Genomic DNA, 22,374 nt, shown 5'->3' on the forward strand with positions numbered 1-22,374 from the left:
GGAGCGGTTGAGGTGTCAGTCCTGGCGCCAGGTGCCCTTGATGGAGCCCTCGAAGGTGCCGGTGCGGCGGCGGCCACCGCCGAAGACCAGGCGCAGGAACAGGGCGCCGGCAAGGCAGATGCCGCCGACCTTCAGCACGGTCAGAGTGGCGTGCCACAGGACGGTGGCGCCCGCCGAGACGCTGGTGGCGATGTCGGCCCCGTACACGGCGCCGACGGTGGTGACGGCCGCGGCGCCGGTGACGTACGCGATGGCCTTCGCCTTGGCGCGGGTGGAGGTGAGCCACTGGGGCAGGGCGCGGCGCTCTGTGAAGGCGCTGGGTGCCGGGGCCGGGCGCGGGGCGGGCGCCGCGGCGGCGGTGGACGCCGGCGGCGGGGCGAGGGGGACGACTTCGCGGATGGTCCGGGTACCGCCGTCGGCGGTGGTCTCCACGGTCTCGCGGACGGTGTAGCCGTCGGGAACAACGAAGGGGGCGATGCCCGGGGCGACCGGGCCGGGGGCCGGGACGTTCCGGGTGGAGGTGATGGCCTCGTTCTCCAGGCGCGCGAGCAGGGCGCGGGCCTGGCTGTCGTACTCGGCCTGGGTGAGGTCGGAGTGCATCAGTGGGTGTCCTTGTCTGGTGTTGGGGCGGGTTCGAGGGCGGCCAGGGCCCGCCGGAGCGGGCTCGTGGCCAAGGTGCTGTTCGGGTCGAGGTCGGCGATGACGAGATGGGCGCTGGCGCTCGGACCGGTGATGTCCTGGGAGTGGTCGGCGGGCTGGGGCATCACGAGCCGCTCAGAATTTGATGGCGGCGATGGCGTTGGCGCCGGACTGGAGGGCCTGGTGGATGGCGGGTGCCATGCCGGTGGAGGCGAGGAAGAAGCCGAACAGGACCGCGGCGATGGCGGGGCCGGTCTTCAGGGAGCCGCTGCGCATCAGGGCGACCAGGATGATCGCCAGGAGCACGATGATCGAGATGGAGAGGGCCACGGTCAGTTCTCTTCCTTCAGTCGGGTGAGCAGGGCGTCGAGGGTGTGCGGCTTGGCCAGGACCTCGCGCGCCTTGGCGCCGTCCTGGGGGCCCGTGATGTTGCGGGCGGTCATCTGGTCCATGAGCCAGGTGGCCTTGGCGAAGCCGACGCGGAGCTTGCGCTGCAGCATCGACGTGGAGCCGAACGAGGTGGAGACGACGAGCTCGACGGCGTGCAGGAACAGCTCCAGGTCGTCGCCCTCGAGCGGCTCGGGCCGGTCGTCGTCCTCGGTGTCCTGGGCCTCGGGCGGTGCGGGGTGGTCGGGGTCGGCCCACAGGTACGGCGTCTTGGGGCCGCCGGGCTGGATGACGTGCTCGTGGTCGGCGAACCACTTGTTCACGGACTGGCGGCTCGGCGGCTTCTCGTCGGGGTACAGCTCGGCGAGCCGGTTGCGGCAGCCGTCGATCGTGACGCCCTCGGGTCCGGCGTCGCGAACCATGTCGAGGACCTCGTTCTTGCGGGGGTGCTCGCGGCTCTGTTTCTTGTCCTCCTCGGCCTGGCGGGCAGCCTCGTGCTGCTCGGCGGCCTCCTGGACCAGGCCCTCCACACCCGCCCACACCTTGTCGAATGCGGCCTTGACCGTGGCCTCGTCGGGTCCGGGAACGCCGGGGCCCCCTGCGGTGGGCGGGCCGGCGGCGGGGGGCTGCTGCGCGCCGTCGTACTTCTTGAGGTAGTCCTCGGCGGAGGGCATGTCGCCCAGCTCGCTGGGCAGCCGTCCGCCCGGCCGGTTGGGTCCGCTGCCGCCGGTGGTCGGCGGGACGGGCGGGGCGGCCTGCAGGGTGCTGGTGCCACCGCCGACTGCGGCGCTGCCGCCGGGGGCGGTGGCTGGGGCGTCGATACCGAACGCCTCGAGCATCCAGCCGCTGCGCTCGTGGTCGGACCAGCGGTCCTTGTAGCCCCACTTGTTGGCGATGGCGATGGCCTCGTCGTCGAGGTCGGGGCGGATGTTCGCCCGGGCGACCGCCATCCTCTCGATGTGGTCGCTGTCCTCGTCGTCGTTGACGTAGGCGAACCGGCCCTTCTCCGGCGGCTCGCCCTGGTCCATGGCCGGTGTCTTGATGTAGCAGGCGCCGTTGCCGGGCAAGGCGGCGAGGTTGACCTGGTGGTAGAAGTCGGGGAAGACGTACTGGCCCTCGCCCTTCTTCCGGAAGCGCAGGCCGATCGTGGTGTCGTACTGGGAGTCGATCTCGCCGCCACCGGTGTTGGGGCCGGTGCCGCGCTGCACCACGTCGACGTAGTCGATCGCGGCCTTGCGGCCCTTCTTGATGCCCCGGGTCTTGGGCTTGACGGCCACCGGGCTCCAGGCCATCAGGTCCGAGCCCTCTTCGGTGATCACGATGATCGCGGGCTGCTTGGCCTTGGGGATGAGCTTGCCGCCGCGGGCGGTCCTGGCTCGCTGGTCGGCGATGTCGTGCGCGGCGTTGTACATGCGCACGGCTTCGTCCTCGTTGGTGGCGACCCAGTCCAGCAGCGGCCGGGAGATGGTGTTGCCGTCCTTGTCCTTCCAGCCCTCCACCCACGGGCGCAGCCACCGCTTCGCGGTGTGGCCGCTGGCCATGTCGATCATCCAGACGACGGCGTCGATGCAGCGGGTGAGCAGGGAGATCAGGACGTGCAGCGTGACGGACTTACCGGAGCCCTTCTGGCCGGCGATGAGCACCGAGTTCTGGCGCATGAGGAGCTCGATGGGCTCGCCGGACTCGAGCATGCCCAGCGTCAGCGGCTCGTTGATGGTGATGGGGTGGTCGCTGTCGTCGAGGTCGACGTGCTCGGCGAGGACGTTGCGGGTGGACACCGACAGGAACGCCTCGGCGGCGTGCGCGCCGGGCTTGAGGGTGAGCGCGCCGGTACGCAGCCTGGCCTTCATCTCCAGCCGCTTCAGCAGCGGCAGGATCCCGTCGTAGTCGGTCTCGGTGAGGGTCAAGGTCAGCCGGAACCCGTTGTGGGCCTTCTCCTTGTCCTCGACTACGACGCCGCGGGCGCCGACGGCGGCGAACAGCTCCTGCCAGTCGGTGAGCGGCTTGGAAACGGCCGCCTCTTCCTTCGCCCACTGCTCGGCGATCTCGTCGCCCCGCAGGTAGCGGTCGACCCCGTAGAAGGGTGCGATGACGACGGTGGCGGCGGCGATGGTGGCGGCGGAGGACAGCGTCCAAGGCGTGCCGCCCGCCACCCAGTTCATCCAGGCCGCTGCGGCGCTGGTCCAGATGCCCGTGAAGGCGGTGTGGAACCAGCGGGCGCGGCGGGAGCGGTTGGGGCCGCCGGTGCGCAGGAAACGGGCGGTGGCGGCGGCGATGACGCCGCCGACCGAGCCGATGCCGAGCATCTCCAGCGGCACAGTGTGGCCCAGGTCCTCGACGGCGCCCAGGCCGACACCTCCGAGGTAGATCACGCCGGAGGTGTACAGCGGGGTCTCGAACACCCCGTGCACCCAGGGGGTGACCTCGCGGTCCTTCGAGCGGGCCATGGTGAGAATCTCCTTACGTCGTCGTGGCCGAGCGGGGATGGTGTGTGGGCCGGGTCAGGGGGCGTTGCGGCCCACGTCCCACTTGGCTCCCTGGTAGGTGGGGTTCTCGATGTTGTGGAGCTGCTCCTGGTGCAGGAGCCGGTAGAGCAGGTGCACGGCCTGGATGGCGCCGCCGAGGTCACGGAAGCGCTGGCCGGCGTCGCGGTGCATGGCCGGGATGGCCGGGTGGACGGCGAACTCCGACTCGGTGGTGGAGGCGACGGTCTCCATCAGCACGTACAGCGCCTCGGCGAGCGGCGCGAGGTGCTCGATCGTCATCTCGTAGCCGAACATGCTCCCCGAGGGGTGCAGGCGGATGTGGATGCCCGCGTCACGGATCGCGCCGGAGGCGAGCATCAGCGGCAGAGCGTGGGCAGTCGGGTCCTGCCACGCGAACTGCGGCATGATGTGCGCCCAGTTCGCAGACACGTCCCACTTGCGGCCCTGCCAGGTGGGGTTCTCCAGATTCTCCAGCTGCTCCGCGTGGACGTCGCGGAAGACCTTGTGGGTGGCGTCGACGAACTGGCCCAGGGACAGAAACTGGATGCCGACGTTGCGGAACTGGTTCGGGATCTCGGGGTTGACCTTGAAGTCGTCCTCGGTGACCTGCGCGATGTCGTGCATCAGGTGGCACATCGCGAACTCGAGGTGGCCCAGGTTCTCGATGACGTTTTCGTACCCCTTCATGCTGTCGGCCGGGGCGGCGGCGAATGAGGCGGCGGCCATCCGGATGGCGTCGGCGGCGTAGATGAGCGGGTAGGCGTGGTGAACCGGGCTGGTGTCCACGGGTGTTCCTCCTGCGGGTGCGGTGGCCGGTGACGGCACGGACGTGCGGCTGCCGGGGACGGTTGCGGGCGCGGGTGCGCCGGTGCCCGCGGTCGGGGCCGTCGGGCCCGACGCAGTGACGGGCTTGGTGATCGGCCGGGCGGTCGCGGTCTTGTAGATCCAGGCGGAGAGCCACGTCCATCGGCGTGAGACGTTGACGAGCTTCGCGAGCGGGCTGGTGGCCCAGTACAGGACCTTGGAGAGCGGCTTGAGCCAGTTCGGTCCCTTGGTGGACAGCCGGATGTGACCCAGGAAGGAGTGCGCCCCCAGGACCCACCGACCGCCGACGCGCAGGGCGTTGGCCATCAACTTCCCGCCGTGCTTGCGCGTGCCGCGGTACATCGCGCGAAACGGAGTGGCAGCCTGGTGCAGGCGGCGGCGGAACTTGGAGCTGGTGACCTTCCTGTAGCCCCAGGCCGCGCCCCGCTTGCCCGCCCGGTACAGGCCCTTGCCCTTGACGTAAGCGCTCTTGGCCAGGCCCCGGGATTTGCGGAGAGGGTTCTTCTTCCAGGTGTAGTGGCGGTGCTTGCCTTTGCCCTTCCCCTTGCCGCCCTTGGGTGACTTCGGGGTCTTCGGCGCCGTGGGCTTGCCACTGCCCGGGGTCGTGGAGCTCTTCCCGCCGCCAGTGCCGGTGGGCGCGGTCGTGCCTTTCGGGGTCCTCTTCGGCGACTTCGGCGCCGTGCCGCTGCCGCCGCCCAAGCCGCCGGGTGCCTTCTTCCGGTTGGACTTGCCCGAGCCGGTCCCCTTGGGGCTCGTGCCGATTCCGCTTGTGAGCTTGCCCAGGAGGCCGCCCCGGCCTCCGGAGGCGCTGTTGCCCAGGCCCTTGCGGTCCTTCGCACCGCCCAGGCCGCCCTTGGTCGGGCTGCCCTTCAGCGGCTTGGGGCCAGCGGTCGAGCGGGATCCGCCCAGACCGCTCCGGCCGCCCAGGCCACCCTTGGATGAGTTCTTCGGGCCGGTTCGGGGGGACGACTTGAGCGAGCCGAGGCCGGAGGGCTTGCGGGACATGAGGCCAGGGGCGTTGGAGCCCTTCGAACCGCCGCCGGAGCGGCGCGAGGGCCCAGTGCCGCCGGAACGGTTGCCTACACCGGATCGTCCTCCGCCGGAGCGGCCACCGGCCCGGCCGCCCCCGCGCCCGCCACCCGGGCCTCCGCCGCCGCGGCCCAACCGCGTACGGCCCGCGGCCTTGGCAGCCCGGCGGCCGGCCTTGATGGCGACGGCGGTTACGGCGGTAGCTGCGGCGGCGAGGATCGCGAAGATGACGATCGGCAGGCCGAAGGCGTGGACGAGCCAGCACAGCGAGATCAACCCGGTGATGATGCCGCCGGGGATCAGGAGCCCGGCGAGGCTTTCGTCCTTCTGTGATGCTGCGCGACGACGCTGGGGACGCTGTGCACCCGGGTCCGTGGCTGCTGCCGCGCCCGACGCCAGGGGCTGCCCGGCGGCGGGCGACGGCGCAGTCGCTGCGGCGGCCGGCGGCGCCATGTCGTAGTCGGGGGTCGTGCTCACGGGGGTTTCCTCCACTCAGGGCGGCAATGTTGGGTGTGACTGTGCGTGTCGGGCATGGCGTCAAGCCGGAGCGTCAACGTCAACGTCAGGGAGCCGCGTCAACGTCAAGTTGGCTGTTCAGACGGCGTTTCCGGGGTCTGATCCAGAGCAAGGGGGTTTCCTCGTCACGTCCGGACAGTTGACGTTGACGTTGACGCACCCAGCTTCACGTCACGCTCTGCGATGTCCGTTCTCGGTGGGGGCCGATCGCGTCGTGGAGGCGGTCCACTGTCAGAGGGCCGGTTTGTTGTAGGTGCTGAGGTGCTCGAGCTGGGTCCAGTCGACGGTGACGGCCAAGTCGAACTCCTGGTCGCGGGCCCACGCCTGGCCATCGCGGTCGCCGGGGAGGCGGCTGGAGACCTCTGACTCCAGGCGCTTGCTGGCTGCGGCGAGGATGTCGCGGGCACCGCCGACCGTGGTGGCGGTCAGGACGGTCGGCTCGGAGGGCGTGCTCATGGTTTGTTCTCCTCGGGCTTGTGGTCTGGCTGGTCTGAGGCCGGAACGGTCACGGAGTCGGGTCATCTCTCCTGGTCAGGAGTCGCTGGGGATGTCCAGGTCGAGCTGGTCGTTCAGCACCCGGGACTCGTTGATGGCCAGGAGCAGCGGGCCGAGGTCCAGGGAGATCCGCAGGCCGACCAGCGCGTTCCGCCGGGTGTCGCTCTTGATGTAGGCGTCGCCCGGCACAAGGGTCTTGAGGTGGGCATCGATGAGGTTGGTGGCGGCCTCGAGGGAGGTCTCCGCCTCCTGCGCGGTGGTCGCGCTCCACTCGTAGACCGGTGGCTGGATGGTCATGATGTGAGTCCTTCGGGGTCGGCGGTCCGGTCCGGTTACGCGGACCGCAGGGAGCGGGGGAAGTGACGGGCGATCTCCGCCGCGCGGTCCGAGGCGATGGACCCGCCCTCGGTCCGGATCACGTCGCCGATGTTCCGCTTGGTGATGGACCGGTTCGTGGACCGCAGGACGTCGATGGCCCGCTGCTCGGCTTCGTTGAGCGCGAACCCGTCCGGTGCCGTGTACGGCGGTCCGTCGGCGAGGCACCGGTCTGTGGAGGTGCGGTCCGGACGAGTCGCGGGGGTCGGACCGGCGGACCGGGCCGTCCGGTCCGGACCACGGTCCGCCGAGGTCGCAGCACCTTTCGGCGGGCGGTCCGGTCCGCCGGTCCGGTCCGCCGGCGTCCGGGCCATCGAGGCGCGGTCCGGACCGCCGGGAGGCAGCGCGGTCCGGTCCGCCGGTCCACGGTCCACTTCCTTGGACCGGCCCGGTCCACCAGCGGGCCGCGCGGTCCCGCCCGTGGCGGTCCGGTCCATAAGGCCCAGGCGGTCCAGAACGGTCCGGTCCATGAAGTCCTGGACCGCCGGGATAGTGGACGGTCCGTGGTCCGGTCCGGACCGGCGGACCGAGACGAGGTAGACGCTCGCGTACGCCTTGCCGGTCCGGCGGGCCTTGCGGTCCGCGATGATGCGGCCGGCGTAGGCCCACGCGCGGCTGGTGTTGGCCCACACGTCCGGGTCGTCGATCATCAAGGAGCGGGCGGTCCAGGAGCGGACCGGGTAGCGCAGCCAGCGGGCCGCACCCAGACTCGGCAGTGCCGGCGGGAGGTTGCGGTCCGCGCGGAGCTTGCGCCGGTGAATCAGGCGGGCGAACAACTCCCACAGGACCACGCCGACCATCGACATCGCGGAGAAGGTGACGGCCTTGGGGGTGGCGGCCCAGTCGTGGGAGTAGTGCCACCACTGCTGGACCGCGGCACCGATACCGAAGGCCCATGTGGCGAGGCGGTACTCCCAGCCCTTGTCGCCGTCGCGGCGGGCCTGGTCGTACAGCCAGGCGCAGTACGCGGTGGTCATCTCGTACGCCGCGGCGTAGACAAGGGACCCGGCGAACGACCACCCCAACACCCGCATGGCGAAGCCGCTCTGCCCCGTCCAGGCGACCACCATCGGCGCCAGGATCGGCACGATGATCAGGAAGCGGACGGCCATGAACTGCAGGGCCTTACGCGTCTTGTCCGAAAGGGTCGGGCGCCCCTGCCGACGGGCCTCCTTCTGGTTCCGCTTAGCGGCGCGTAGCTCCTCGGCCGCGTCGTCCTTCAGCTTCCGCTTCTCCAGTTTCTGCACGGTCTTGGAGGTGGCCTGCTCCAGCGCCTCGGCGGCCTGCGCGCGGTCGGCGCCAGCGTCGGCGCGCAGTACGACGGCCTCGCCCCTCGCCTGGTCCAGGGTCGCTTCGGCGTCCTGGTAGGCCGTCTCGGCCTTCCGGGTCAGCTCCTCCGCCTGGGTGCGGGCCCGGGCGGCGATGCCGGCCGCCTCGTCCTTGGCCTGGGCGGTGAGCTGCGCGGCGTGGTTCTCGGCGTCCTCGACCGTGGCGCGGGCCGTAGTGCGGGCCCGGTCGGCTTCCGCCTCTGCGGTGCGCCGGGTGCGGTCGGCGTCCGCGGCGGCGTCGGTGCGCAGCAGGGCGGCCTCGGCGGAAGCGGCCGTGCGGATGCGCTGGGCGGTCTCCTCGGCGTTGGTCCGCAGCGCCTCGGCGGTCTCCTGCGCGTGGGTGCGCAGCCGTTCAGCCTCGGCACGGACGGCCGCCGCCTCGTCCTGGGCGCGGGAGCGATCGGCGGCGCCGGCCGCACGCAGCCGGTCGGCCTCGGCCTCCGCGTCGGTGCGCAGCCGCTCGGCGTCCTCCCGGCCGCGGGACAGGACCCGCTCCGCCTCACCGCGCAGGTGCTCGGTGTCGGTGCGGGCCTTGGCCAGGAGGTGCTCGACGTCGGCGCTCGCCTGCTCGACCAGTTCCGTGGCCGCGACCGTGGCCTCGGCGCGCAGCCGGTCGGCGGCCGCGGCGGCCTCGACACCGAGCTGCTCGGCGGCCTCAGCCGCGCGGGCGAGGCGGTCGGCGGCCTCGGTCTCGGCGTCGGCGCGGGCCTGTTCGAGGAGCTGGTCGCCCTGGGCTGCGGCGTCGGTCTTCAGCTGCTCGGCGGCCTGCTCGGCGTCAGCGCGCACGGTGGCGGCGGTGTGCTCGGCCGCGATGCGCAGGGCGTCCGCCTGCTGCTGTGCCTCGTCGAGGAGGCTCTGGACGGTGCCCTCCGCCTCCTCGGTGGCCTCGGCGATCGCGGCGGCGGCGACCTTCTCGGCGTCGGCGACGATGCCGTCGGCCTTGGCGCGAGCCTCGTCCAGCACCTGCTTCGGTGCAGTCGGGGTTGCAGCCGACGCCTTCTTCGCGGCGGGCTTGCCGCCCCCGCGTGTCTGGGTGCGGCTGTTGCGTGTGGCCATCTGGCGGGTGTCCTTTCGGCTCTGCGGGCGCAGGTGAGTTGGGGGCGGGGGCGGTCAGTCGCGGCGGCCCAGGTTGGTGCGGACGCGGGAGCGGCGGCGGGGGGCCGGGAGGCCGAGCTTCTTCGTGGCGTCGGCGACGATCTGGTCGTGGTCGAACGCCAGGCGCAGTTCGGGGCTCGGCGTCTGCCACTGCACGGCCGCCGCGTCACTCCCGGCGGTGGCCCGGGTGTTGGCCGGGACGGTCACGGCGAAGGCGACGGAGACGAACCGGCCGCGCGGGTCGCGGTCCGGCGCGTCGTAGAAGCCGACCAGCTCGAGGTCCGCCTCGCGGACGACGATGCCGGTCTCCTCGTTCAACTCCCTGACGGCAGCAGCGATCGCGGTCTCGCCGGCGTCCACGTATCCGCCGGGCAGGGCCAGCTTGCCCTTGTGCGGCTCCGAGCCGCGCTCGACGAACACGAGCTTGCCGTCGCAGGCGCACACCACGTCGACGGTGAGCTGGAACGCTTCGGTCGGGGTCTCGGTCACAGGGATCTCCATGGGGCTCAGAGGGCAATCGGGCAGGCCGAAGGGCAGCCCGGGGCTGTGCAGGTGTGGATCTGAGGGGGTGAGGGCCCGGCGGTGTCGTCTCCTGCCGGGCCCGTCGCGTAGGCAGGCGGTGGGCTACCGGGGGCTGCGGCCCAGGCGGTGGACGCGGTTGGTGTTGCCGTCGGCGTCCGCTACGTGGGTCGCGTAGTCGCTGATCTCCGCGCCCCGCCGCTCGTTGCCGGAGCGGGTGAGGGCGGCGGCCAGGGTGCCGGTGCGGGAGGTGAAGGCCGCAGCGGCTTCGCGGTCGCCGCTGGCGACCGCCTCGTTGATGTCCTTGCTGAGGGCGTGGTGGTCGCGGACTTCGGCGATGCTGTCGAGCAGACGGCGGAACATGGAGGCCTCTTTCCGTAAGAGTGCGGTGACGCGGGGTGGCCGCTGTTGGACATGGATCACCTGGGGATCTCGCATCCCGGGCTTGGTAATCAGGGGGATTCGGCGGGACTTTCGACGCCAGCGGCCTGGGCCCCGAGCACGAGGCTCAGGACCAGGCCCAGGACGAGGGAGATCACCAGGAACACCCCCACGGCCCAGCCCAGGTGGGCCAGGGCGGCGAGCCAGCCGTTCACGAACATGTCGACCGTGGCCAGGACCATCCCAGCGAAGGCGATGACCATCACGAAGATGGCGCCGCCCTTGGAGAGCTGCGGACCCTCGTCGTACGTGTCCTTGGATACCGGCGTGGTGGTCATCAGCGGCCACCACCCAGCGCACGGGCGGCGCGGGCGAGGGTGCTGGTCGGCTCGGAGTTGCCCTCCAGGAGGTAGATCACCTGGTTGAGCTGCTCCTCGCCCTCCCCCATCAGGGAGACCTCGCCGTATTCGGCTGCCTCACGCGCCAGGGCGACGCGGTCGGCCCTCGGCAGACCGGCGGTCGCCGGGCTGGAGACCAGGCTCTTCACCAAGTCACCGATCTCCGCGACGGCGTTCGTCGCACCGGAGGTGTCGCCACCGATGGACCGCAGGAGGCGAGCCAGGTCGGCGGTGTCGGCGGGCTGGTAGCTGTGCAGGTGGGCGATGGCGTCCAGGAGCGGCCGCACGGCGGGGTGGACGTCCGGCTGGTAGGCCAGCGCGGCGCGCTCGGCGGCGGTGCGCGAGGTCTGGGAGAAGGTGTTCATCGCGGGGCCACCGCCTCGTTGTCGCCGGCGGTCGTGGAGCCGGTCGGCGCCTTGGGGGTCTTGCCGCCGCAGGCGTAGAACGCCCGGGTGTACAGAACCTCGTAGTCGGCCGACCAGACGTCAGCGGGGTGGTTCCGGACCGTCTCGAAGACCTCGCCGATCGTGCGGACCGTGACCTTCGCACCGGGCTCGGCGGCCGCGTGCCCCGTCGTCTTCGCCATCACGCACTCACCGCCTGCGTCGCCGCGAGCGTCGGAGCCTCACCGATCGTCAGGATCTCGATGTACCCGGCCTCGTTGGACACCGGCCGACGTACCCTGCCGCTCACCCGCACCCGGGTCCCCTCAACAAGGAGGTCCCACAGGTCCAGGTACCGCTCCGTGCCGACGATGCACTGCGCGGACTCGAACGTTGAACCGGTCACGGTGACCACCGCGCGCGGCTCCTCGTCCGGGCCGGTCAAGTGCAGCGCGGTCACGGTCCCGGTCACCGCAACCAGCGTCGTGGCGGGCACCATGTCCAGACGCCTGGTCACGGGACCCAGGTCGCCGATGTACTCGACGAGCAGGCGGCCCGGCAACGACACGGGCTGGTTGAAGGGCGTCGTTCCGCAGTCCACCTTGGTGGACGCGGGTACTGCTGTGCGATCCTTCATGAGGATCGGCCTCCCTGAATGCGCAGGTGGGCAGTTCCGTTCTCGGCCGGCGGTAGGACGCTGGTCGAGGTGGACCCCGGCCGGGCTGTAGGAATCCCAGCCGGGGTTCTTGCATGTCAGGCCGTAGGAAGCCCGACTTGCGACGGGGAAGTTTGTCCCCTTCACGGGTACAAACTTACGCGGCACTCGGGACCGGGTCAATACGGTTCCGAGAGTTTGAGCTACGAGGCAGCCGGGCGGCGCCCACGGCCCGGCCGCACGGCGACCCAGGCGTCGATCGTGGACTCGAACCACGCCGGCGAACGACCGAACTTGTCGTCGGGCAGCGGCAGATCCTGCGGTCGCACCGGCTGTCCGTCGGCGATCCGCTTGCGTGTGCGCTTGAGGTAGATGCGTACCGTCTCGCTCGCCACGCCGATCTTGGCGGCCACCGCTTCGGTGTCGAGCAACGGATTCCCGTCCGGCACGTCGTCTCCTTGTCCCCTCGAAGGGAACCAAGGTATCGAACGCACCGCGTCGAGCACCGCAGCAGGCATCGCCACAACCAGCACCTCCTCCCGGCCCGAACTCGCAGAATGTACCCTTGAGGGGGACAGTATTAGGGCGTTCCATGAGGCTGTCTAGTCCCTCCGAGGTGGTTGAAGCCTGACGGACGTTGATCTCGCTAGTGCCGTCAGCGACTGCCCTACCGCAAGCGAGGAGGCGTGCCGTGAGTGTGTGCGCGCGTGACTGCGCAGCACCTGACCCGCTATCACTCCCCACGCGCGGCCCATTTCCAGGGCGGCGGCCCGCTGGGCGCACCGCGCAGAAGTCGGTGAGGTGTTGGGGCAGTCGATCCATGCCGATGTTCCCGTCACTCGAACAGAGGTGGAATGCTGAACTCAGCCTCTGGATCAGGAGAGTTGGCTGGGAGGCCCACGTGGGTTCTCACCGTGGGTAAACTCCGCGTAAGTCCGTGATCGCTGCCCGGGGAGCGAGCCGATGCACGAGGTCGAGTGGAGTCCGTTACCGCCGCGCGTGCTGGAGCTTCCGGAGATGGTGGGCGCCTGCCAGGCCCGTGACTTCGGGACGGTCTTTAAGCTCGCCCAGCGAGCGGGCCTGTACCCGTCGCGGATCGCGAGGCTGTGCGACATGACGCCGAGCAGGGTGTCGGAAGTCATCGCCAACAAGCGGACCGTGACGCAGATCGGCGTGATCGAGCGGATCGCGGACGGGATCGGGATCCCGGGGGCGATGCTGGGCCTAGCCGCGAGACCGTGGGAGGCGGGCCGGGGTGACGCCACGGTGGCCGCACCCTCGGCAACGCTGGGGCAGCCCCCCGGCCGCCGATCACAGACGCCGGCCTTCGAGTTGGCCCTCCCCATGGACGACGAGGCGCTGGAGCTGAAGCGGGAGCTCGCGCGGGCCTCGGCTGCGGAGGGCACGGTGGCACGGCTGTACGCGATGCAGATCGACACGATGCGCCAGATGGACCGGCAGATGGGCGCGGCCACCGTGCTTCCCCAGTTGGAGGCGCAGATCGCGCAGATGGAGGATCTGCTGGGGTACCGGACGGCGCCGGGCGGCCGGGAGCCGATGGCGGCGGCGCTGACGGAGGCCGCAACGCTCGCAGGCTGGCAGGCCCTGGATCTGGGTCAGTACCAGAAGGCGTGGCGGCTGCATGAGACGGCGAAGTCAGCAGCCCGGCAGTCGGGCTCGGCAGCGCTGCTGGCGCACGCGATGGGGCAACAGGCTTACGTGCTGCTGGACTTGGGTGAGGCGGATCAGGCGGTGGAGCAGGTGCGGTTCGCCCGCGAAAGCGCTGGGGGCGGGTTGCCGCCGCTGATGGAGACGTGGCTGTTCGCGGCCGAGGCGGAGGCACACGCGGTGGCCGGGCACGAGGCGTTGTGCCGGGCCGGCATGGACCGGGCGGAGGCAGTGCGGCCGACAGACCCCGCTGACCCGGCGTTACCGTTCCTGTTCCTGGGCGGTTCGCACTTGGACCGGTGGCGTGGGAATGCGCTGGCAACGCTGGGGGCGGACGAAGCTCTGGAGGACCTGACGGCGTCGCTGGCGTCGATGGACATGTCCGGGTTCACGCGGGCGGAGGCTGGGGTGCGGTGCGACCTGGCGGTGGTGCTGGCGCGGCGTGGGGAGCGGGAGGAAGCACGCCGCCAGGCCCTGCGTGCGCAGGACCTGGCGGCGTTGACGAGCTCGGTACGGCAGCGGCGCCGGATCGCCCAGGTGTTGGCGGGGGTCGCCGCCTAGGCCTTGGCCCGAGTGGCCAGGAGGAACAGCACGGCGACGAGGGTGCCGGAGTTGCGGATCTTCCCTGCGGAGATCAGGCCGAGCATGTCGTCGAGCGGGACCCACTCCATGTGGGCGGCCTCGTTCTTCTCGGTGGGTTCGCCCGCCTTCTCGACGCCGCGGGCGATGTAGACGTGGTGCGGCGATGTGCAGGTGCCGATCATCGGTTCGAAGTCGACGACGCGCTCCAGTGGGCGGGTGGTGCGGTAGCCGGTCTCCTCGACGACCTCGCGGGCCGCCGCGGCAGCGGGGTCCTCGCCGGCCTCGATGAGGCCGCCGGGCAGTTCGAAGTTCCAGAGGTTGGGGACGAAGCGGTGGCGCCACATCATCAGGACGCGGTCCTGGTCGTCGACCATGGCGACCATGGCGGCGGCCGGGAGAAGCACTTTGTGGTGCTCGTAGCGGTTGCCGTCGGGCTCCTGGATGTCGACCTTGGCGAGGGTCACCCAGCGGTTCTCGTAGAGATTCCTCTCGCCGAAGACCTGCCACTCGCTGGCCTTCTCGGCCTCGCTCCGCTCGGTGGCGGTGTTGGCCTGTCCGGACGCCTGCTCCTGCACTGACACGTTGGTCCCCTCCGTGGTCGTGTTCCCACCTTAGAGAAACAGCCTTGCCCGCCGGCCCGGCACCGTTTACCCATGGTGGGTAATCCCGGTGGGTGCGGGCCTGTAACAGGGTGACGGCCGGTCAGGGGGCCTGGGGCAGCTGGCTGGCGGAGTCCTCGGTACCGGGGAGCTGGGCTTCGAGGGCGCGGTCGCGGAGGGTTCGCAGGGCTGCTGCGGGGAGGCTGGCGCTGCAGTTCTCCACATACAGGCCCACACGGGCCAGCTCGCGGTGGGCGACGTAGGTGTCGAGCGCGGTGAGGGCCTTGGCGCACTCCTCGTCGGAGCTGACGCATTTGGTGGTGGCGCTGCCCAGGTAGGCGATCAGCTCGGCCCGCTCGAAGTCGCCGAGAGGCAGGCTCTGTGTGCCGGCAACTGCGAGCCAGGCGGGTTCGGGGCCGAGGCTATCGAGGTCGGCGCCGGCCTCCTGGAGGGCAGTACGAATCCGCTCGGCGCGGGCGACCACACGGTGGTCCGCCGTTTCGAGCACGGATGCCGGGGGCTCCAGGGAAGGCGCTGGAGAAGGGGTCGGAGCGGCGGCAGAGCGGTGCTTGCGGCGGAGCTTGGCGAACATGCCCCGATTCTCACATTGGCGTGTTCGTGCTGTTCAGGGCGTCCGAATTGGGGCACCGCACGACGGCGTCGTGGGAGTTCGGCCGTTCGGTATTCACAGAGGTACCTAGAGATGGATACTCGATGGCATGGCAGATACCACCGTGAAGGTCGACTCCGAGGTCCGCGACCGGCTGGCCGCCGTCGCCGCGGCGCACGGCAAGAGTCTGCGGGCGTTCCTCGGGGACCTGGCCGCGCAGGAGGAGAACCACTTGAAGCTGGCCGAGGCCACGGCGATCTTCCAGGAGGTCACCGGCAGGCCGGGCATCGCCGAGGCGTTCGACGCGGCGTTCCCCGAGGAGGCCCCGGCCCCCGTCGGGGTGACGGGGCGGGCGGCCTGACGCGTGGAACTGCACGTCGACCTTCGGTGGCTCCTTGACCGCCAGGAGGACCTGCTCGGCAGTCAGCTGGGCGTTCGTGACTACTCGGCGTTGGTCGCCGCCGTGGCCCGGCACCGGGTCAACACGCCGATGCTCGGCGCCGACGAACCCGACGCCTACTGGCGGGCTGCGGCGCTGCTGGAGCAGCTGGTGCTCCTGCGCCCGTTGCCGGCCCGCTCGGCGTACTTCGCGTACGGCGTCGCCGTGGCGTACATCCGGGCGTCCGGGGAGACAGTCGACGATTCCTTTGGTCCATGGGAGACGCTGGTGCGCGAGATCCGCACGCTGCAGCTGACGGTCTACGACGTGGCCGACCGGCTGCGCGCGTTGCGCCCGGCTCAGTAGCTTGCGCCGCCCGGGCGGCGCGAATCCCGGAACTCTGGCCTCGCGCATGATCCTTGGGTGGCATCCTGCGCGGATGAGACTTGTATACGGGGTGGGGACCGCGGCGGCCTGCATGCTGGCGGCGGTAGTTATGTGTGGTTGCGACGACGGCGGCGCAGCGGCCGCGAAGCCGACGACCGTACCGTCGAGCACGCCGACGGAGCCGGAACCGGCTGAACCGTCGACGCCCGAGGGGGACTTCGACGCAGTGGCGCTGGGAACTCGCTTCTACTTCGACGGGCAGGGGACCGCCTCGGCGTCGGACGCGATGAAGCGGTACTGCGAGCTGCTCGGCGATGGCGAGGTCAACGGCGTGCCGTCAGCCCAGTGGCTGGCAGATAAGGAGTTGCCCAAGCCCGACAGCGAGGCGGTGCTGCGGGATGGTGTGAACCGTTTCTGCCCAGCTCAGTCGAAGACGCTGCAGGCGGCGGTGACGGGCTCGTTCGAGCGCTGGTTCACAGACGGTACGTACGAGGTAGGGGGCGGCACGGGCAAGATCCCAGCGGGCACATACCGGACTACGGGTGCGCTGCGGAACTGCTACTGGGAGCGGACGTCGAAGTCTGGGGAGCCGCTGGATAACCAGTTCGCTACGTCCGCGCAGGCGGTGACGGTCGTGGTTCGGGCCGGGGACGGGCAGTTCACCACCCGGTCGTGCGGTTCGTGGCAGCCCGTGAAGTAGGTGACCCCTCCTCTTGCGACGCCCTGGGCCCCCAGGCGGTTGGCCTAGGGGCCCAGGGCGGTGCGGTTCACGCGGGCGCGGTCTGGGCGGCGGTGACGACGGCGGCAAGGACCTCGGCGAGGTCGTCGTGGGCCTCCCCGGGGTGCAGGGCGTCGTGATCCAGGTGGACCGCGACGAGCGCGTGGTCGACGGCGGCCTGGTCGCCGGTGTGGGCGGCGGCCACCAGGTCATCCAGGAGCTCGGCGAGGAGGTCGTGGGCCTCCCTGGCGTGCAGGGCGTCGAGGTGGTTGTGGACGGCGGCGACGGCCTCGGCGGTGGTCTGGGTGGGCATGGCGTGCTCCTTCGGTGGGTGCGGTTGTGGCACCCCCGGTGGCCCCGCAGCTCGGGGGCTGCAGGGCCGGGGCGTTCGCCGTCACTCACCACTTGGTGGCGGGGGCGAGGGTGCTGTGGAAGTGGTAGGCGATCTGGCCGAGGTGGTCGGCGGCGTCCTGCCGTGCGGCCGGGTCGGTGATGTCGGCCAGGGGGTTGGCGGTCGGGGTGTGGGGATGCGGTACCGGCGTGAAGCTGTAGCCGGTGCAGAGGACGGTGCCGGTCAGGAGCCAGTCGCCGATGTGGAGGCCGGTGAGCCGGTAGCCGCTGGTGTCGCCGGGCCTGCCGAGGTTGAGGGCGACGTCGTACCGGTCGGGCTGGCCGTAGTAGGCCGGTTTCACCAGGATCGTGTCGTCGCCGAAGGTGTACAGGGCGTGGCCGATGTCCTTGAAGTGGCCGATCCGGGCGCTGGCGCCGTTGTCGAAGGTGACCGTGGTCTGCATGGTGTCCCCCTTGGGGTGTTCGGGCTTGTCCCTACGCCCTAACTATACAACGCTATGTTGTAGAGTTGGAAGAGGGTTCGGCGATCTTCTTCGGCTTCGGCGCGGGGGCCCCGGTACGTGTGACTGATCATGACGCTTGTCACCGTGAGCGCGGTATCTGTCACCACGACCCTCGGCTGGAGCTGCCACAAGATCGGCCACGCCGACCGGCGCAGGTCAGGGCCGTCTCGCGAGATCGGCGCAGGTGACAGCAAGCGTGCGAACGGCGAGCTGGTGACAAGTAGCGCGCTCATCCGGTGTCAACAACCGTGCTCACGCCGACGAGGAACGCCAGGCCGCGCCTGGACGCTGGTGACAACCACCGTGCTCAGTCACAGTACGGGCGGGCACCCCTCCCTACCCGTGGGTGAGGGGCACCTCGACGATGGCCAGCCCGTTCGTGTCGAGCACATACTCGTCCTCGCCCCGGCCGGCGTTGCACGCGAGCAGCGCGCAGGGCGGGGCCGTGGTCCGGTACAGGCGGCCGGTGGGCGGCCGGCGGGCGCCGGTTCCGGTGGCGTACCCCTCGGCGACGGCCCGGCAGGTGGTCCACGACCAGTCGGTCCGGCGCTTGGGCACGCTGCCGCGGCAGAGTTCGACTGGGTCCGCGGGCCGCTCGGCGGGCTGGCCGTCGACGGTGAACCCGGCCAGGGTGAACATCTCGCGCCAGGCCGAGCGGTCCAGGGCGGCGTCGGGGTACTCGGCCAGACTCCACACGCGGCCGACGTGGGCGGCGAGGGTGCGGACGTCGATCGCCTTACCGAACCAGGCGTCGAACAGGAGGGCCGGGCCGTGTACCCGCCCGGTCCGCAGGAGCAGGGCGGCGACCTGCTCGGTACTGAGCAGGTGGCCACGCTCGGCGGCCTCGGCGACCGCGGCGAACGCTTCCGCCTCGAGGTCGCGCGGTGCGCCCCGTCCGGGCTGGTTGGCTGACGGGGTGGCCGCCTTCGTCATGAACGGTCCGTCCGGTGTCGTCGGCTGGTGGGCGGCGCCGGTCCCGCCGGGGGCCCCGGGGGCCCCGGGGCCAGTATGGCGTCGGCCACCGTAGGGCAGAGGCGTCTCACCATCCCGGTTCCGCGACGTACGCCGGGCCGGGCGGGGGCGCGGGGGCCGCCGGAGGCGGCGGCGCCTCGGCCGGGTCCCACTCGATCCGGGCCCCGGCCCAGTTCATCTCGAGCATGTCCTCCAGGGACAGCCCCGACCTCCACACCTGGCCGGCCATGACGGTGGTCATCCGTCCGTCCGGGTGCAGCGTGCAGTCCTGCGTCTCGCCGTCGGGCGTGTGGACGCGGAAGTCGCGCGGGGCGTCGGGCAGTTCGATGGCCGGTCGCGCGGCGGGCTCGGGCGCGGGCTGGGCGGCCGGTGGGGCGCAGTAGCGGCAGGTGCAGGGGCGGGTGCTCATCGGGCGCCGCTCCCCCGCTGCTCGAGGAAGGTCAGGGCCTGGCGGGCGGAGAGGTGGCCGTTGCGGGCGCGGAGTTCAGCGGTGACGGCTTCGGCCTCCTCGCAGTGGCCGTGCTTGGTCAGGAGGTCGGCGACGTGGCGGCCGTGGGTGACGTCGCGGTTGTCGATGGCGAGGGACACCATCCGCAGGACGGTCCGGTCTACCGGGCCGGTCGGGGCCGCGGGCGCGGGTGCCGTCTCTTTCACGGGCGTGCGGCGCGGAGCGGGGTCCGGGGCCTTCTCCCAGACGGGCTTGGCCCGTTCGATGTGGCCCTTGGCCGTTCCGCCGTGGCGGTCGGTCATCCAGTTTCGCCAGAAGGTGACGCGGCCGCGGGCCTTGGCAGCCTTGTCGTAGGGGCCTTCGTACACGGTCTCGGTGACGCCGTCGGAGAACGTCTTGGTGACGACGGCGCGCCACACTTGGGCGTCCGGCGCCATGCCGATGTTGCGGGCCATGCGAGGGTCCTCTCGGGTCAGGTGGTGCGCTGCTGGGCGATGTTCAGGAGCTGGATGGCGGTGCGGGCGGCGTCCTCGAGGTGGGAGATGATCTCGTCCGGGTCGCCGTCGAGGATGAGGCGGATGGCCTCCTGGCCGGCCTCGCAGCCGCGGTTGTAGTCGTGGCTGTCGTAGTCGGGGCCCTCGTCGAGCCAGTCGCGCAGTGCGGGTGTGACGGCGGCGAGGGTCTTGGCGTCGCTGGCGTCGGGCCGGTGGCGGCCGACGATCGTGCGGGCGCCGTCCATCGCCCAGGCGTAGCCGCGGTCGAAGCGGTTGCCGATGTGTTCCGGCTGCATCGCCTGGCGGAGGGCCGCGAGGGTCTCCTCGGCGGAGAAGGCGTTCGGTCCGGTCACCGGGTCACCTGCTGTCCGCGCGGGGTATAGGTGGTGTCGAAGGTGTCGTCGGGCAGGCCCCAGTGCACGGCGAGCGCGGCGACGCCCTGGTCGAGTGACTTGACGCTCCACAGGAAGGTGCCGTCCTCGGTGAGTACGGAGTAGTCGGCGCTGGCGTAGGTGGGCTCGAAGCGCAGCAGGCCGCCGACGCCGTAGTCGGGGAAGGTCACCGTGCGGGTGAACTCCTCGGCCGGGCCGTGCGGTTCGACGGCCGCGCGGGTGGCGGGCAGGGCGCAGGTTGCGACGATGCCGCAGCGCCCGGCGCGGACGGTGAAGCCGACGCTCTGCAGCAGGGTGGTCCACTGGGCGTTCAGGTCGGCGTGTTCGCGGATGCGTTTGGCGCTCTGGTTGCAGCGGCCGGCGTGGTGGTGGATGGCGACGATGGACTTCGGGTCGCCTCCGGTGCCGTACATCGGGTCGCCGGGGGCGTCTGCCAGGACGGTCTTGGCCAGGCGGTAGCGGTAGTGGTGGCGGTTGCCGGAGGCGGGCGGCAGGATGCGGACGCCGCCGGACGCGCCGTCAGCAGGGTTGGGGATTTCGGTCACTTCGGTCCCTCCGGGGGCGGGGCGGTGGCCCGTGAGCCGCCGCCCCGAGTGGGCGGTGTCAGCGCAGGATGAAGGCGTCGCAGTACTCGGTCTGCGGGCAGGGCGGAATCGGCTCGCCCGTGGCGGCGTCGGTGCAGTAGGCGTTGAACACCTCGGCGCGGCTCAGCGGGGAGACGGCCCCGCCGCCGATGCTCCAGGCCCTTACCTGGTCGTCCCCGCCGAGGCGCGAGGAGCGCGCCGTCAGTCCGGCACTGCCCTGGCACACACCGGCGGCCAGGACGAGCAGGAAGCGTATGGCGTCCTCGGCGTCCGCCTCGAGCTCCCCGTCGACCCTGTCGACCTGGAGCCCGACGACGTGGCGCACGGCGTCGTGGTCGAAGGAGGTCGTGAGGTGGTACCGGTGGCCCGGCAGGCCCTGGTCCAGGGCGATCAAGATGCGCTCGGCCACCGCCAGGGCCGCCCAGCCCGCGTTGTTGCCGCAGCAGAGGCATGCTCTCGTCGAGTTGAGCAGGGCGACGGCCGCGTTCGTCGTGTGGTCGTCGTCGCTCAGGGTGCCGGTGATCATGTGCTCGAGGAGGGCGGTCTCGGCGTAGTCGCGAGCGGTGCGGGTGGGCATGCGGACTCCAGGTGGGAGCTGATCAGGACAGCCAAAACATAGCTCCAAACCCAATACGTAAGCAAGGTATTCGCGTGGGCCTGGGTGCTCAGGCTGCGGGGGCGGTGCGGCGGACGGGGGTGAACAGATGGCGCAGGCGGCGCAGGCCGCGGCGGGAGTCGTCGCCGCCTCCGCCGTTCCACCAGGCCCATGCGAGGACTGCGGCCTGGACGGCGAACAGGCAGGCGTTGACGGTGTGGTGGCTGCGGACGGAGTGGGCCGCGCCGAGGATGGACGACACGGCGAGCAGGCCACTGGCGCGGTATCCGGCGAGGCGGCCGGTCAGCATGCCGGCGTAGGCGCACGCCATGACGCCGAGGCCCAGCGTGATCAGCACGCTCACTGTGCGCCGCCGTCCGCGCCGGTCTGCGCCGCCGTGTTCCGCAGCGCGGCTTCCAGGGCGTGCTCGGCGCGCAGCGCGCGCTCGTGCATCGCGTTGTAGACGAGCCAGTGGACGGGCTCGCCGTAGCCCGCGGAGCCGGGGTCGGTGATCCGGTTGGCGGCGAGCATCTCCAGGCCGGCCTGGAGGGCTGCGTTGGTGATCGCGTCGGCGATTGTGGGCGCGACGTGCGCGCCCAGCAGGGTACGCAACGCGGCGTGGCCGTTCTCTCGGGCGGCGTCGTAGACGGAGGGGCGCTGGTCGGGCGTCATGCGAGAGGTCCTCTCCTGGTGAGGGGCGGCCCGATCCGGGTGTCGTTCAGGGCGCGCTGGCGGTCGGTGAGTTGGCACGCCGGGCAGAGGGGCGGCCCCCCGCCGCCGGGAGTGGCGGCGGGAGCCTTCCAGGTGGCGACACGGCGGCAGCGGCCCGGGGCGGTGGGGTACCAGCGGTCGGCGCGGTACTCCTCCCAGAGGCTGTCGAGGTGGCCGGGGTGGAAGGTGATGGTCCAGTCAGCCGCGAGGATGTGCTGGAGGGTGCCGCCGTCGTGGCGACTCAGGCCGTAGCCGTACGGCGCGGGCTGGAGACTCCGGGCGGGCACTCTCACTCCTTTGTGCGGATCGGTATCAGGCGGTGCTCGTAGCTGGGTCCGCTCTCGCCGCCGTTCTGCGTAGCGGCGACCTGCCCGACGTGGCGCTCGCAGGCGTGGTCGGGCACGGCTTGGGCGCCGGGGCGCTCGAGCCGGAAGTCGGCGAGCCGAGCGCAGTTGCGGGTGGCTCGGTGGGTGGTGCCGTCGCACAGCGGCCGACCGAGGTGGTCGACAGTGAGGGCGACGGGTGGTGGCGGTTGGTCTGCGGCCGCATCCGCCCGTGGGCGGGTGTGGGTGGTGGCCGGGCTCACTGCTGCTCTCCGGTCGCCTCGCGGACGAGGCGGCGCAGTGCGGCCTTGCCCTGGAAGCGGACGCGGCGGTGCAGGTACTTCTTGCCGCCGTCGAACCCGACTTCGTCGGTGTAGCGGTGGAAGCCAGCGGCGCGGTTGCCGAGGCTGACGCCGGGACTGCGGGGGCTGCGGCGAGATCGGGGCATGCGCGTCTCCTTCTTGGTGGATGCGGTGCGACAGTAGCTCTAAACCCAATACGTAAGCAACGGTTTTATGGAGCTTGGCGACGCGTCCTCGGCCTGCTT

Annotated in this window: 34 protein-coding genes; 4 read left to right on the plus strand and 30 right to left on the minus strand. The window is 71.3% G+C overall.

Going from position 1 to position 22,374, the window contains the following annotated elements; translation table 11 throughout:
- Positions 1 to 15 precede the first annotated feature (15 nt).
- The 15 genes from ABR738_RS00420 to ABR738_RS00490 form a co-directional block, all read right to left on the minus strand.
- A complete protein-coding gene (locus tag ABR738_RS00420; RefSeq protein WP_350227897.1) occupies positions 16 to 600 on the minus strand; it encodes a hypothetical protein in 585 nt (194 codons plus the stop codon).
- A complete protein-coding gene (locus ABR738_RS00425) occupies positions 600 to 764 on the minus strand; it encodes a hypothetical protein (protein WP_350227898.1) in 165 nt (54 codons plus the stop codon). The genes ABR738_RS00420 and ABR738_RS00425 overlap by 1 nt, the downstream gene beginning before the upstream one ends.
- A gap of 10 nt (positions 765 to 774) precedes the next feature.
- Complete coding sequence (locus tag ABR738_RS00430) at positions 775 to 969, minus strand: hypothetical protein (RefSeq protein WP_350227899.1); 195 nt, start codon at positions 967 to 969, stop codon at positions 775 to 777.
- A 2-nt stretch (positions 970 to 971) separates the two neighbouring features.
- Positions 972 to 3,473 (minus strand): DNA translocase FtsK, encoded by a 2,502-nt coding sequence (locus ABR738_RS00435; RefSeq protein ID WP_350227900.1) that lies wholly within the window; start codon positions 3,471 to 3,473, stop codon positions 972 to 974.
- Between the two features lie 54 nt (positions 3,474 to 3,527).
- Positions 3,528 to 5,843, minus strand: a complete 2,316-nt coding sequence (locus ABR738_RS00440; RefSeq protein WP_350227901.1) for a hypothetical protein — start codon at positions 5,841 to 5,843, stop codon at positions 3,528 to 3,530.
- A gap of 270 nt (positions 5,844 to 6,113) precedes the next feature.
- Positions 6,114 to 6,338 carry a hypothetical protein gene (locus tag ABR738_RS00445; RefSeq protein ID WP_350227902.1) on the minus strand — a complete coding sequence of 75 codons (225 nt, stop codon included), beginning with the start codon at positions 6,336 to 6,338 and terminating at the stop codon, positions 6,114 to 6,116.
- A gap of 75 nt (positions 6,339 to 6,413) precedes the next feature.
- Positions 6,414 to 6,674 (minus strand): hypothetical protein, encoded by a 261-nt coding sequence (locus tag ABR738_RS00450; RefSeq protein ID WP_350227903.1) that lies wholly within the window; start codon positions 6,672 to 6,674, stop codon positions 6,414 to 6,416.
- Positions 6,675 to 6,709: 35 nt separating this feature from the next.
- Entirely contained in the window at positions 6,710 to 9,136 is a 2,427-nt protein-coding gene (locus ABR738_RS00455) for a hypothetical protein (RefSeq protein ID WP_350227904.1), read from the minus strand.
- Positions 9,137 to 9,190: 54 nt separating this feature from the next.
- A complete protein-coding gene (locus ABR738_RS00460) occupies positions 9,191 to 9,664 on the minus strand; it encodes an NUDIX domain-containing protein (protein WP_350227905.1) in 474 nt (157 codons plus the stop codon).
- A gap of 135 nt (positions 9,665 to 9,799) precedes the next feature.
- A complete protein-coding gene (locus ABR738_RS00465; RefSeq protein ID WP_350227906.1) occupies positions 9,800 to 10,057 on the minus strand; it encodes a hypothetical protein in 258 nt (85 codons plus the stop codon).
- Positions 10,058 to 10,146: 89 nt separating this feature from the next.
- Complete coding sequence (locus ABR738_RS00470; RefSeq protein WP_350227907.1) at positions 10,147 to 10,413, minus strand: hypothetical protein; 267 nt, start codon at positions 10,411 to 10,413, stop codon at positions 10,147 to 10,149.
- A complete protein-coding gene (locus tag ABR738_RS00475) occupies positions 10,413 to 10,838 on the minus strand; it encodes a hypothetical protein (protein WP_350227908.1) in 426 nt (141 codons plus the stop codon). Before ABR738_RS00475 ends, ABR738_RS00470 begins: the two co-directional genes overlap by 1 nt.
- On the minus strand, positions 10,835 to 11,059 hold the full coding sequence (locus ABR738_RS00480) for a hypothetical protein (RefSeq protein ID WP_350227909.1): 225 nt from the start codon (positions 11,057 to 11,059) through the stop codon (positions 10,835 to 10,837). The genes ABR738_RS00475 and ABR738_RS00480 overlap by 4 nt, the downstream gene beginning before the upstream one ends.
- Positions 11,059 to 11,493 (minus strand): hypothetical protein, encoded by a 435-nt coding sequence (locus ABR738_RS00485; protein WP_350227910.1) that lies wholly within the window; start codon positions 11,491 to 11,493, stop codon positions 11,059 to 11,061. Before ABR738_RS00485 ends, ABR738_RS00480 begins: the two co-directional genes overlap by 1 nt.
- Before the next feature lie 221 nt (positions 11,494 to 11,714).
- Positions 11,715 to 11,960 carry a hypothetical protein gene (locus ABR738_RS00490; RefSeq protein WP_350227911.1) on the minus strand — a complete coding sequence of 82 codons (246 nt, stop codon included), beginning with the start codon at positions 11,958 to 11,960 and terminating at the stop codon, positions 11,715 to 11,717.
- A gap of 514 nt (positions 11,961 to 12,474) precedes the next feature.
- On the opposite strand from ABR738_RS00490, the gene ABR738_RS00495 reads away from it, so the two are divergent.
- Complete coding sequence (locus ABR738_RS00495) at positions 12,475 to 13,740, plus strand: NsdA family TPR-like regulatory protein (RefSeq protein WP_350227912.1); 1,266 nt, start codon at positions 12,475 to 12,477, stop codon at positions 13,738 to 13,740.
- Here the strand turns inward: ABR738_RS00495 and ABR738_RS00500 are convergent.
- Positions 13,737 to 14,342: an NUDIX hydrolase gene (locus ABR738_RS00500; RefSeq protein WP_350227913.1), complete on the minus strand. Its 606-nt coding sequence runs from the start codon at positions 14,340 to 14,342 to the stop codon at positions 13,737 to 13,739. The genes ABR738_RS00495 and ABR738_RS00500 overlap by 4 nt on opposite strands.
- A 121-nt stretch (positions 14,343 to 14,463) precedes the next feature.
- Positions 14,464 to 14,952: a hypothetical protein gene (locus ABR738_RS00505; protein WP_350227914.1), complete on the minus strand. Its 489-nt coding sequence runs from the start codon at positions 14,950 to 14,952 to the stop codon at positions 14,464 to 14,466.
- A 127-nt stretch (positions 14,953 to 15,079) separates the two neighbouring features.
- Here ABR738_RS00505 and ABR738_RS00510 point away from each other — a divergent pair, with 127 nt between their 5' ends.
- From ABR738_RS00510 to ABR738_RS00520, 3 genes are all read left to right on the plus strand, one after another.
- Positions 15,080 to 15,331 carry an antitoxin MazE7 gene (locus ABR738_RS00510; RefSeq protein ID WP_350227915.1) on the plus strand — a complete coding sequence of 84 codons (252 nt, stop codon included), beginning with the start codon at positions 15,080 to 15,082 and terminating at the stop codon, positions 15,329 to 15,331.
- 3 nt (positions 15,332 to 15,334) lie between these two features.
- Positions 15,335 to 15,715 carry a toxin Doc gene (locus ABR738_RS00515; RefSeq protein ID WP_350227916.1) on the plus strand — a complete coding sequence of 127 codons (381 nt, stop codon included), beginning with the start codon at positions 15,335 to 15,337 and terminating at the stop codon, positions 15,713 to 15,715.
- Positions 15,716 to 15,788: 73 nt separating this feature from the next.
- Entirely contained in the window at positions 15,789 to 16,436 is a 648-nt protein-coding gene (locus ABR738_RS00520; RefSeq protein WP_350227917.1) for an Rv1352/Rv1906c domain-containing protein, read from the plus strand.
- 67 nt (positions 16,437 to 16,503) lie between these two features.
- Here the strand turns inward: ABR738_RS00520 and ABR738_RS00525 are convergent, their stop codons facing one another.
- From ABR738_RS00525 to ABR738_RS00585, 13 genes are all read right to left on the minus strand, one after another.
- The gene (locus ABR738_RS00525; protein WP_350227918.1) at positions 16,504 to 16,767 is read right to left on the minus strand and encodes a hypothetical protein; all 264 of its coding nucleotides are present in this window, start codon (positions 16,765 to 16,767) and stop codon (positions 16,504 to 16,506) included.
- An 85-nt stretch (positions 16,768 to 16,852) separates the two neighbouring features.
- Positions 16,853 to 17,248 (minus strand): hypothetical protein, encoded by a 396-nt coding sequence (locus ABR738_RS00530; RefSeq protein WP_350227919.1) that lies wholly within the window; start codon positions 17,246 to 17,248, stop codon positions 16,853 to 16,855.
- 396 nt (positions 17,249 to 17,644) lie between these two features.
- Positions 17,645 to 18,241 carry a hypothetical protein gene (locus tag ABR738_RS00535; RefSeq protein WP_350227920.1) on the minus strand — a complete coding sequence of 199 codons (597 nt, stop codon included), beginning with the start codon at positions 18,239 to 18,241 and terminating at the stop codon, positions 17,645 to 17,647.
- 106 nt (positions 18,242 to 18,347) lie between these two features.
- Positions 18,348 to 18,689 (minus strand): hypothetical protein, encoded by a 342-nt coding sequence (locus ABR738_RS00540; protein WP_350227921.1) that lies wholly within the window; start codon positions 18,687 to 18,689, stop codon positions 18,348 to 18,350.
- Positions 18,686 to 19,183, minus strand: coding sequence for a hypothetical protein (locus ABR738_RS00545; protein ID WP_350227922.1), 498 nt, complete (start codon positions 19,181 to 19,183; stop codon positions 18,686 to 18,688). The genes ABR738_RS00540 and ABR738_RS00545 overlap by 4 nt, the downstream gene beginning before the upstream one ends.
- Before the next feature lie 17 nt (positions 19,184 to 19,200).
- On the minus strand, positions 19,201 to 19,575 hold the full coding sequence (locus ABR738_RS00550; protein WP_350227923.1) for a hypothetical protein: 375 nt from the start codon (positions 19,573 to 19,575) through the stop codon (positions 19,201 to 19,203).
- Positions 19,572 to 20,159: a hypothetical protein gene (locus tag ABR738_RS00555; protein ID WP_350227924.1), complete on the minus strand. Its 588-nt coding sequence runs from the start codon at positions 20,157 to 20,159 to the stop codon at positions 19,572 to 19,574. Before ABR738_RS00555 ends, ABR738_RS00550 begins: the two co-directional genes overlap by 4 nt.
- A gap of 58 nt (positions 20,160 to 20,217) precedes the next feature.
- Positions 20,218 to 20,775, minus strand: coding sequence for a hypothetical protein (locus ABR738_RS00560; RefSeq protein WP_350227925.1), 558 nt, complete (start codon positions 20,773 to 20,775; stop codon positions 20,218 to 20,220).
- Between the two features lie 88 nt (positions 20,776 to 20,863).
- Positions 20,864 to 21,157 (minus strand): hypothetical protein, encoded by a 294-nt coding sequence (locus ABR738_RS00565; protein ID WP_350227926.1) that lies wholly within the window; start codon positions 21,155 to 21,157, stop codon positions 20,864 to 20,866.
- Positions 21,154 to 21,465 carry a hypothetical protein gene (locus tag ABR738_RS00570; protein ID WP_350227927.1) on the minus strand — a complete coding sequence of 104 codons (312 nt, stop codon included), beginning with the start codon at positions 21,463 to 21,465 and terminating at the stop codon, positions 21,154 to 21,156. The genes ABR738_RS00565 and ABR738_RS00570 overlap by 4 nt, the downstream gene beginning before the upstream one ends.
- Positions 21,462 to 21,791 carry a hypothetical protein gene (locus ABR738_RS00575; RefSeq protein WP_350227928.1) on the minus strand — a complete coding sequence of 110 codons (330 nt, stop codon included), beginning with the start codon at positions 21,789 to 21,791 and terminating at the stop codon, positions 21,462 to 21,464. The genes ABR738_RS00570 and ABR738_RS00575 overlap by 4 nt, the downstream gene beginning before the upstream one ends.
- 2 nt (positions 21,792 to 21,793) lie before the next feature.
- Positions 21,794 to 22,090, minus strand: coding sequence for a hypothetical protein (locus ABR738_RS00580; RefSeq protein ID WP_350227929.1), 297 nt, complete (start codon positions 22,088 to 22,090; stop codon positions 21,794 to 21,796).
- Positions 22,087 to 22,275, minus strand: coding sequence for a hypothetical protein (locus ABR738_RS00585; protein ID WP_350227930.1), 189 nt, complete (start codon positions 22,273 to 22,275; stop codon positions 22,087 to 22,089). Before ABR738_RS00585 ends, ABR738_RS00580 begins: the two co-directional genes overlap by 4 nt.
- Between the last annotated feature and the right edge of the window lie 99 nt (positions 22,276 to 22,374).

Origin of the sequence: Streptomyces sp. Edi4 (assembly GCF_040253615.1) — a bacterium.
Lineage (GTDB): Bacteria > Actinomycetota > Actinomycetes > Streptomycetales > Streptomycetaceae > Streptomyces.